Below are 7,233 nucleotides of genomic sequence, written 5' to 3'. Positions count from 1 at the left end.
ACGCCCGGTTACATTCCGAACCCGGAAGCTAAGCCTCACAGCGCCGATGGTACTGCAGGGGGGACCCTGTGGGAGAGTAGGACGCCGCCGAACAATCTTTGGGAAAACCCCCGCATCCACGGATGCGGGGGTTTTCTGCGTTCAGAACCCTTTGAGGAAATGCCGGCCCTCGAAAGGGCCGTGCCGGGAACGACTCAGAGCCGGCCCGCCGCCTTGAGGGCCAGGTAGGCGTCCGCCAGTGCCGGCGCCAAAGTCTCCGGAGTCGCGTCCACCACCGTGACGCCGTGCCGACGGAGTTGTTCCGCCGTGCGCTGACGCTCGCTCTGTGCCTGGGCCGCCGCCGCGGCCTCGTACACCGATTCCGCGTCGCCCCTTGCCTTCGCCATGGTCGCGATGTGCGGGTCGGCCACCGCGGCGACCAGAACGGTGTGCCGCTGCGTGAGTTGCGGGAGGACAGGGAGCAGACCCTGCTCGACCGGTGCCGCGTCGAGCGTCGTGAGCAGCACGATCAGCGAGCGGCGCGGTGCCGTGCGCAGGGCCATGGCGGTCAGGCCGCGGGCATCGGTCTCGACGAGTTCCGGTTCGACCGTGGCCATCGCGTTGACCAGGGAAGGAAGCATGTCACCCGCCGAGCGGCCCTGTACCAGGGCACGTACCCGGCGGTCGTAGGCCAGCAGATCCACGCGGTCGCCGGCGCGCGAGGCGAGCGCGGCGAGGAGCAGGGCCGCGTCCATGGAGGCGTCCAGGCGCGGGGCGTCGCCCACGCGGCCGGCCGAGGTGCGGCCGGTGTCCAGGACCAGCAGGATGTGGCGGTCCCGTTCCGGACGCCAGGTGCGGACGGCCACGGAGGACTGCCGTGCCGTGGCCCGCCAGTCGATCGAGCGGGTGTCGTCCCCGGGGACGTACTCGCGGAGGCTGTCGAACTCCGTTCCCTCACCGCGCGTCAGCACGCTGGTGCGGCCGTCGAGTTCACGCAGCCGCGCGAGCTTCGACGGGAGATGCTTACGGCTGGTGAACGGCGGCAGGACACGCACCGTCCAGGGCACCTGGTGGGAGCCCTGGCGGGAGAACAGCCCGAGCGGGCCGTAGGAGCGGACGGTCACGCGGTCGGCCTGGCGGTCGCCGCGACGCGTGGGACGCAGTCGGGTCGTCACACGGCGGCGTTCCCCCGGGGGCACCGTCAGGCGGTGGCGGGAGGACTCGACCTCCGTGCCGGGCTGCCAGCTGCTGGGCGGCCAGGCGTCCCGCAGATGGGCCCGCAGGGGGCGGCGGGACGGGTTGGTGATCGTGAGGGTGACGTCGGCCGTCTCACCGAGACGCGCGGAAGTGTCGCCGGAGCGGCTCAGGCGCAGCCGGCGCACGGGCGCGGCGAGCGCGTAGTCGCAAGCGCAGGCCAGGGCCAGGGACCCGTTGACGGCGAGGATCCCCGTCCAGCCGGGCTCCAGGACGCCGACCGGGATCGAGCCGAGGGCCGCGAGGAGCGCGGCGCGGCCGGTGAGGGCCATCAGCGCGGGACCGGGACGTGGGCCAGGATGGCGTTGATGACCGAGTCGGCCGTCACACCTTCCATCTCGGCCTCGGGGCGGAGCTGCACACGGTGGCGCAGGGTGGGCAGGGCGAGGGCCTTCACGTCGTCGGGGATGACGTAGTCACGGCCCGTCAGCCAGGCCCAGGCGCGCGAGGTGGCGAGGAGAGCGGTGGCACCGCGCGGGGAGACGCCCAGGGTGAGGGACGGCGACTCGCGGGTGGCGCGGCAGATGTCCACGACGTAGGCGGTGATCTCGGGGGAGACGGTCGTCTTGGCGACAGCCGCGCGGGCCGCTTCCAGGTCGGCGGCGCCGGCGACCGGGCGTACGCCGGCGGCGCGCAGGTCGCGCGGGTTGAAACCGGAGGCGTGGCGGGTGAGGACGTCGATCTCGTCCTGCCGGGACGGCAGAGGGACGGTCAGCTTTACCAGGAAACGGTCCAGTTGTGCCTCGGGCAGCGGGTAGGTGCCCTCGTACTCGACCGGGTTCTGGGTCGCGGCGACCAGGAACGGCTCCGGCAGCGGACGTGGCGTGCCGTCGACCGTGACCTGGCGTTCCTCCATGGCCTCCAGCAGGGAGGACTGGGTCTTGGGCGGGGTCCGGTTGATCTCGTCCGCGAGGAGGAGGTTGGTGAAGACGGGGCCGGGCTGGAAGGAGAACTCGGCGGTCCGGGTGTCGTAGACGAGGGAGCCCGTGACGTCGCTCGGCATCAGGTCGGGAGTGAACTGGACCCGCTTGGTGTCGAGTTCGAGTGCGGCCGCGAGTGTGCGGACGAGCAACGTTTTGGCGACCCCGGGGACTCCTTCCAGTAGAACGTGTCCACGGCAGAGGAGGGCGACGACGAGACCGGTCACGGCGGGGTCCTGGCCGACCACGGCTTTCGCGATCTCGGCGCGCAGGGCCTCCAGGGAGGCACGGGCATCGCCCGCGTTCCCGGTGCGCCCGGCGTTGTCAGTGGTCGGGTCCGTCATGAACGGCGTACCTCTCTTTCGAGGGCGTCGAGTTGGTCGGTCAGTGCGACGAGGGCCGCGTCGTCACCGGGCGGCGGCCCGAAGAGGAGCGGGTGCATGGTCTGTCCGTCGCCGGAGAGGCGGGCGGACAGAGCGGGGAGCAGGGCCTCGGGCGCGTGCGCCTGGGTGACGGGGACGCCGACCAGGGGGGCGAGGCGGGTGCGGGTGGTGGAGCGAAGAGCGGCGGACGCGCGGTCGCGGGCGTTGGCCTTGCGGTAGAGGCGGGCGCGGCCTTCGGCGGTCTCGGAGGCACGGATCGCCACGGGGAGCCGTTCGGGCACGAGTCGGCCGAAGCGGCGGCCGCGCCAGAACGCGGCGAGGACCGCTGCGACGAAGAGCTGCAGGGTGCCCCAGAGCCAGCCGGACGGGAGCAGGTCGAGGAAGCTCTTCTGTTCGTCCCCGCCGGTGGCGGCGGAGTCGGAGAGCGAGGGGAGGTACCAGACGAGATGGGGCCGGGAGCCGAGGAGTTGCAGGGCGAGGGAGGCGTTGCCCTGTTCGTCGAGGCGGTCGTTGTAGAGGATGTCGGGTGCGCCGAGGACGACGGTGTCGCCGTGCCCGGAGGCCGCCGGGACCCGCAGCAGGGTGGCGAGTCGCTCGCTGGGGTAGCAGGAGTCGGCGTCGAGGTGGGTGGTGGTGTACCGGATGCCGCCGGTGTCGGCGCTGCCCGCGCGCCGGGCCTCGGGCAGGGTGCAGTCGGGGGCGAGGGTGGTGCGGGAGCTGTTGAGGGGGTCCGCGGTGACGCCGGGGGCGAGTCGTTCCACGGACGGGCTGCCCGCCGCGACGAGGACCGTGCGTCCGCCGGAGCTCGCGGTCGCCTCGTGCAGCCGGGTCTGCTGACGGCTGGTCAGCAGGTCCGGGACGGCGACGAGGACGGTGGTGTCGGGGCCGGCGGCCGCGCGTGCCTCGCCGAGTGTGGTGATCACGCGCGTGGACACGCCGCGGTCGGCGAGGAGTTGGGCGACGGCGCGGCTGCCGTAGGGATCGGCGGAGCGCGGGTCCAGGGAGCCGTGCCGGTCGGTGGAGCGTACGGCGGCCATGGCCACGGCCGCGACGAGCAGCAGGACGGCGGCGAGGGTGATGCCCCGCGCGCGGGTCCACACCTGGCGGGTGGTGGGCGCGGTGGAGGTGGTCGGCAGGGTGGCCTCGGTGGTCACTCGGCGGCCCCCGGGCGGTTGCCGGCGGTGGTGCTGTCGGCGAGGGCGGGCCTGGTGCGTTCCAGGTCGCGGTCGAGTTCGGCGAGGCGGTGGTACGCCTGCTCGCCGGCCCTGCGTCCGCCGTATGTGACGTCGTCGAACTGCCGGGCGGCGGCACGCAGGCGGTCCGTGTGTGCGGGGAGGGAACGGCCGGCCTCGGCGGCCGCCTCGTCGGCGGTGCGTCCGGGCCGGACGTCGAGCAGGGCCCGTTCCTCCAGGGAGCGGACGATGGCCCGCATGCGTTCCTGGACGGCCTGGTTCCAGTGGCCCTGGGCGGCGTGTGCCTCGCTGGCGGCGCGGTGCTCGGCGGCGCTGCGGGGGCTGTCGTCGAACAGGACGGCGGCGGAGGCGGTTCGGCGGCGGGGGGTGCCCAGGCGCCACCACAGGGCGCCCAGCACGGCGACGACGAACAGGACGACGAAGAACAGGCCGACACCGCCGCCGGGAGTCGCCGAGGCGGCCGTGCCGAACAACTTGCCGAGCCAGTCCCAGAAGGCGTCCAGGGCGCGCTGGATCAGGCCGGGGTCGTTCTCGTGGTACATCCGCTTGGACAGCTCGCGCCGGGCCGCCTCCCGCGCGGGGTCGCGCGAGATGGTCACGGGCGGCTCGTCCCCCGAGCCGCCGGCGGCCAGGACCACCGTGTCGGCCGTGCGCAGCAGGCCGCGCACGGCCGTCCCGGCGGCGCCGGGCGGGGCCGCCATGAGTGCTCCCCCCGTGAGGCTCACCGCATCAGCTCCCCGGGACGCGGCGGGCGGCGTCGCCGGGGACACCGGCGGCGCGGGCCAGTTCGATGTCGAGGGCCTCGCGGCGGATGCGCTGGTCGATGTAGAGGAGCACGGTGACGCCCGCGCTGATCGGGAGGGTGAGCGTGGTGCCGATCAGCGAGCCGATCCCGCGGATGATCAGGAACGTCCAGCCGACGTGTCCGCCGCCGGTGCCGAACAGGTCGCCCAGGCTGTCACCGCTCACGGCGGCCCCGAGGATCGCGAAGGGGATCGCGACGAGCGAGGCGACGATGTTGGTGATGAGACCGGTGAGCAGCACGATGCCGAAGACACGCCACCAGGAGCCGCGCACCAGCTTCGTCGAGCGGCTCAGGGCCTTGGTGACGCCCTGCCGTTCCAGCATCAGGGCGGGGGTCGCCAGGTAGAAGCGGATCATCAGCCAGCCGGCGACGACGAAGGCCGCGAGGACGCCGATGGCCAGCAGTGCCGCACCGGCGCCGCTGCCGCCGTCGGCGAGCAGGACGAGGAACCCGGGCAGCATGCCGGCGGCGAAGACGCCGATGAAGATCAGGCCGAGCAGCAGGAGCAGGCCGAACAGCCGGGGGATCTGCGGGCGGGCCTCGCGCCAGGCTTCGCCGGTGCTGACCGGCCGGCCGAGGACGGCACGGCTGGTGATGGTCGTCAGCAGGGCGGTCGCGACGATGATGGCGATCGTGGAGATCACGGCGACGATGCCGGTGCCGATCATCGTCTCGCGCAGGGCGCGCAGGACGTCGTCCGGCGTGGCGGTCCCGTTGTCGAGCGAGGTCTGCGCGGTGCTGCCGTTCATGACGAAGCCCTGGACGGCGACGAGCGTGGTGTCGACGAGCAGAGCGACCGCCAGCGAGATGCCGAGCACCGTGCGCCAGTAGGTGCGCATGGTGGAGACGGCGCCGTCGAGGATCTCGCCGATGCCGAGCGGGCGCAGCGGGATGACACCGGGCTTGGCCGCGGGCGGGGGGCCGCCCCAGCCGCCGCCCCACGCCGGGTAGCCGCCGGGGCCCGGGGGAGGGCCGCCGTAGCCGCCTTGGCCCGGGCCGCCGGGCTGGTGGCCGCCCCAGCCCTGGCCGGGCGGCGGGGGCGGCGGAGGCGGGGCCTGGTTCGGGTCGGGGGCACCGGTGGGCGCGGACCACTGGCCGGCCGGCGGCTGCTCCTTGGACCACTTCGCGCCGGGGCCCTGCGGGTTCGCGCCGGGCTGCGGTGCGGTGCCCTCGGGGCCGGGGCGGTCGGAGGGTTCGGCGGGGCCGGACGCACCGGGTTCCCGCCCCTCGGACGACGGGGCGGTTCCGGGCGAGGCCCAGCCCGGAGTGTCTGTCATCGAAGCTCCTTCTCGGTGCCCTTCCGCGGTCGCGGCGGCGAGTTGGCAGCCATCGTGCCATGTCATGGTCAACAGGGGACCGGTCGCGGTAGGGGCCGGCCACCTTCAATTGTCCGCCGGTTCCGGGGCAGACTGACCGCATGGCTGATCAGCAGGCGCAAACCGGCGGGGAGAAGCGGCCGAGCGACATACCGGCGATCCGATGGGAGGAACCACCCGAGGGTCCCGTACTGGTCCTTCTCGATCAGACGAGAGTTCCGGCAGAAGAAGTCGAGTTGGTGTGCACGGACGCGCCGGCGCTGGTGGAGGCGATCCGTTCGCTCGCCGTGCGTGGGGCGCCGTTGCTCGGGATCGCGGGGGCGTACGGGGTGGCGCTGGCCGCCGCGCGCGGCTTCGACGTGGTCGAGGCGGCGCGGGCGCTGGAGGGTGCCCGGCCGACCGCGGTGAACCTGTCCGTGGGGGTGCGCCGGGCCGAGGCGGCGCACGGGGCCGCGCTGGCCAGGACCGGCGACCCGACGGCGGCGGCCGCGGCCGCACTGGCCGCGGCGCGGGCACTGCACCAGGAGGACGCGGAGGCCAGTGCGCGGATGGCGGTGCACGGGCTGGCGCTGCTGGACGAGTTGCTGCCGGGTGGCGGGCACCGGATCCTCACCCACTGCAACACCGGGGCGCTGGTGTCGGGCGGCGAGGGCACGGCGTTCGCGGTGGCGCTCGCCGCGCACCGCGAAGGACGGCTGCGGCGGCTGTGGGTGGACGAGACCCGCCCGCTGCTGCAGGGTGCCCGTCTGACGGCGTACGAAGCGGCCCGCAGCGGTATGGCGTACACCTTGCTCACCGACAACGCGGCGGGGTCCCTGTTCGCGGCGGGCGAGGTCGACGCCGTGCTGATCGGGGCGGACCGGATCGCGGCCGACGGGTCGGTGGCGAACAAGGTGGGGAGCTATCCGCTCGCCGTGCTCGCGCGCTACCACCATGTGCCGTTCATCGTGGTGGCGCCGCTGACCACCGTCGATCCGGACACTCCCGACGGCGCGTCCATCGAGGTCGAGCAGCGCCCGGGTTTCGAGGTGACGGAGATCAGCGCCCCGCAGGTGGCGGTGGCGGGACCCGGGGGCGGGGTGCAGGTGGCGCCGCTGGGCACCCAGGCGTACAACCCGGCGTTCGACGTGACCCCGCCCGAGCTGGTGACGGCCCTCGTCACCGAGGAGGGTGCCGTGTCCCCGGTGACGGCCGAGGCGCTCGCCGAGCTGTGCGCCAGGGCCCGCCGGGTGCCGGTGGACGGCTGACCGGTCGACGCGAACGGCCCCTTCGCCCCGCGACGGGCGGGCGGAGGGGCCGTGGCGTGCGCGGTGGCACCGAGATCGTCTTGCAGGGGCAGACAGTGACGGCTCGGTACGACTATCGTCACGGGCCAGTGACCTC

The 7,233-nt window shown here is 74.0% G+C and carries 6 protein-coding genes and 1 rRNA gene; 2 read left to right on the top strand and 5 right to left on the bottom strand.

Annotated features, from left to right (window positions below; genetic code table 11):
- Positions 1–93: ribosomal RNA gene (rrf, locus tag ACF08B_RS22060) — 5S ribosomal RNA — on the top strand; the annotation flags it as partial.
- 101 nt (positions 94–194) lie between these two features.
- Here the strand turns inward: rrf and ACF08B_RS22055 are convergent.
- The 5 genes from ACF08B_RS22055 to ACF08B_RS22035 are packed head-to-tail and all read right to left on the bottom strand — an operon-like array spanning position 195 to position 5,811.
- Positions 195–1,505: a DUF58 domain-containing protein gene (locus ACF08B_RS22055; RefSeq protein WP_392318901.1), complete on the bottom strand. Its 1,311-nt coding sequence runs from the start codon at positions 1,503–1,505 to the stop codon at positions 195–197.
- Positions 1,505–2,497: an AAA family ATPase gene (locus ACF08B_RS22050; RefSeq protein WP_392318900.1), complete on the bottom strand. Its 993-nt coding sequence runs from the start codon at positions 2,495–2,497 to the stop codon at positions 1,505–1,507. Before ACF08B_RS22050 ends, ACF08B_RS22055 begins: the two co-directional genes overlap by 1 nt.
- Entirely contained in the window at positions 2,494–3,690 is a 1,197-nt protein-coding gene (locus ACF08B_RS22045) for a DUF4350 domain-containing protein (protein ID WP_392318899.1), read from the bottom strand. The genes ACF08B_RS22050 and ACF08B_RS22045 overlap by 4 nt, the downstream gene beginning before the upstream one ends.
- The gene (locus tag ACF08B_RS22040) at positions 3,687–4,430 is read right to left on the bottom strand and encodes a DUF4129 domain-containing protein (protein ID WP_392318898.1); all 744 of its coding nucleotides are present in this window, start codon (positions 4,428–4,430) and stop codon (positions 3,687–3,689) included. Before ACF08B_RS22040 ends, ACF08B_RS22045 begins: the two co-directional genes overlap by 4 nt.
- A gap of 28 nt (positions 4,431–4,458) precedes the next feature.
- A complete protein-coding gene (locus ACF08B_RS22035; RefSeq protein ID WP_392318897.1) occupies positions 4,459–5,811 on the bottom strand; it encodes a glycerophosphoryl diester phosphodiesterase membrane domain-containing protein in 1,353 nt (450 codons plus the stop codon).
- A gap of 140 nt (positions 5,812–5,951) precedes the next feature.
- Here ACF08B_RS22035 and mtnA point away from each other — a divergent pair, with 140 nt between their 5' ends.
- Positions 5,952–7,097 carry an S-methyl-5-thioribose-1-phosphate isomerase gene (mtnA, locus tag ACF08B_RS22030; protein ID WP_392318896.1) on the top strand — a complete coding sequence of 382 codons (1,146 nt, stop codon included), beginning with the start codon at positions 5,952–5,954 and terminating at the stop codon, positions 7,095–7,097.
- Positions 7,098–7,233: the final 136 nt, after the last annotated feature.

Origin of the sequence: Streptomyces sp. NPDC015139 (genome assembly GCF_043079785.1) — a bacterium.
Lineage (GTDB): Bacteria > Actinomycetota > Actinomycetes > Streptomycetales > Streptomycetaceae > Streptomyces > Streptomyces albidocamelliae.
The sequence above is the reverse complement of the archived record's forward strand: the minus strand, read 5'-3'. Positions and strand labels throughout refer to the sequence as shown.

Bases quoted from the DNA above. Each gene is read 5' to 3' on its own strand.
- ACF08B_RS22055 (WP_392318901.1), bottom strand. From the start codon at position 1,505: ATGGCCCTCACCGGCCGCGCCGCGCTCCTCGCGGCCCTCGGCTCGATC.
- ACF08B_RS22050 (WP_392318900.1), bottom strand. From the start codon at position 2,497: ATGACGGACCCGACCACTGACAACGCCGGGCGCACCGGGAACGCGGGC.
- ACF08B_RS22040 (WP_392318898.1), bottom strand. From the start codon at position 4,430: ATGGCGGCCCCGCCCGGCGCCGCCGGGACGGCCGTGCGCGGCCTGCTG.
- ACF08B_RS22035 (WP_392318897.1), bottom strand. From the start codon at position 5,811: ATGACAGACACTCCGGGCTGGGCCTCGCCCGGAACCGCCCCGTCGTCC.
- mtnA (WP_392318896.1), top strand. From the start codon at position 5,952: ATGGCTGATCAGCAGGCGCAAACCGGCGGGGAGAAGCGGCCGAGCGAC.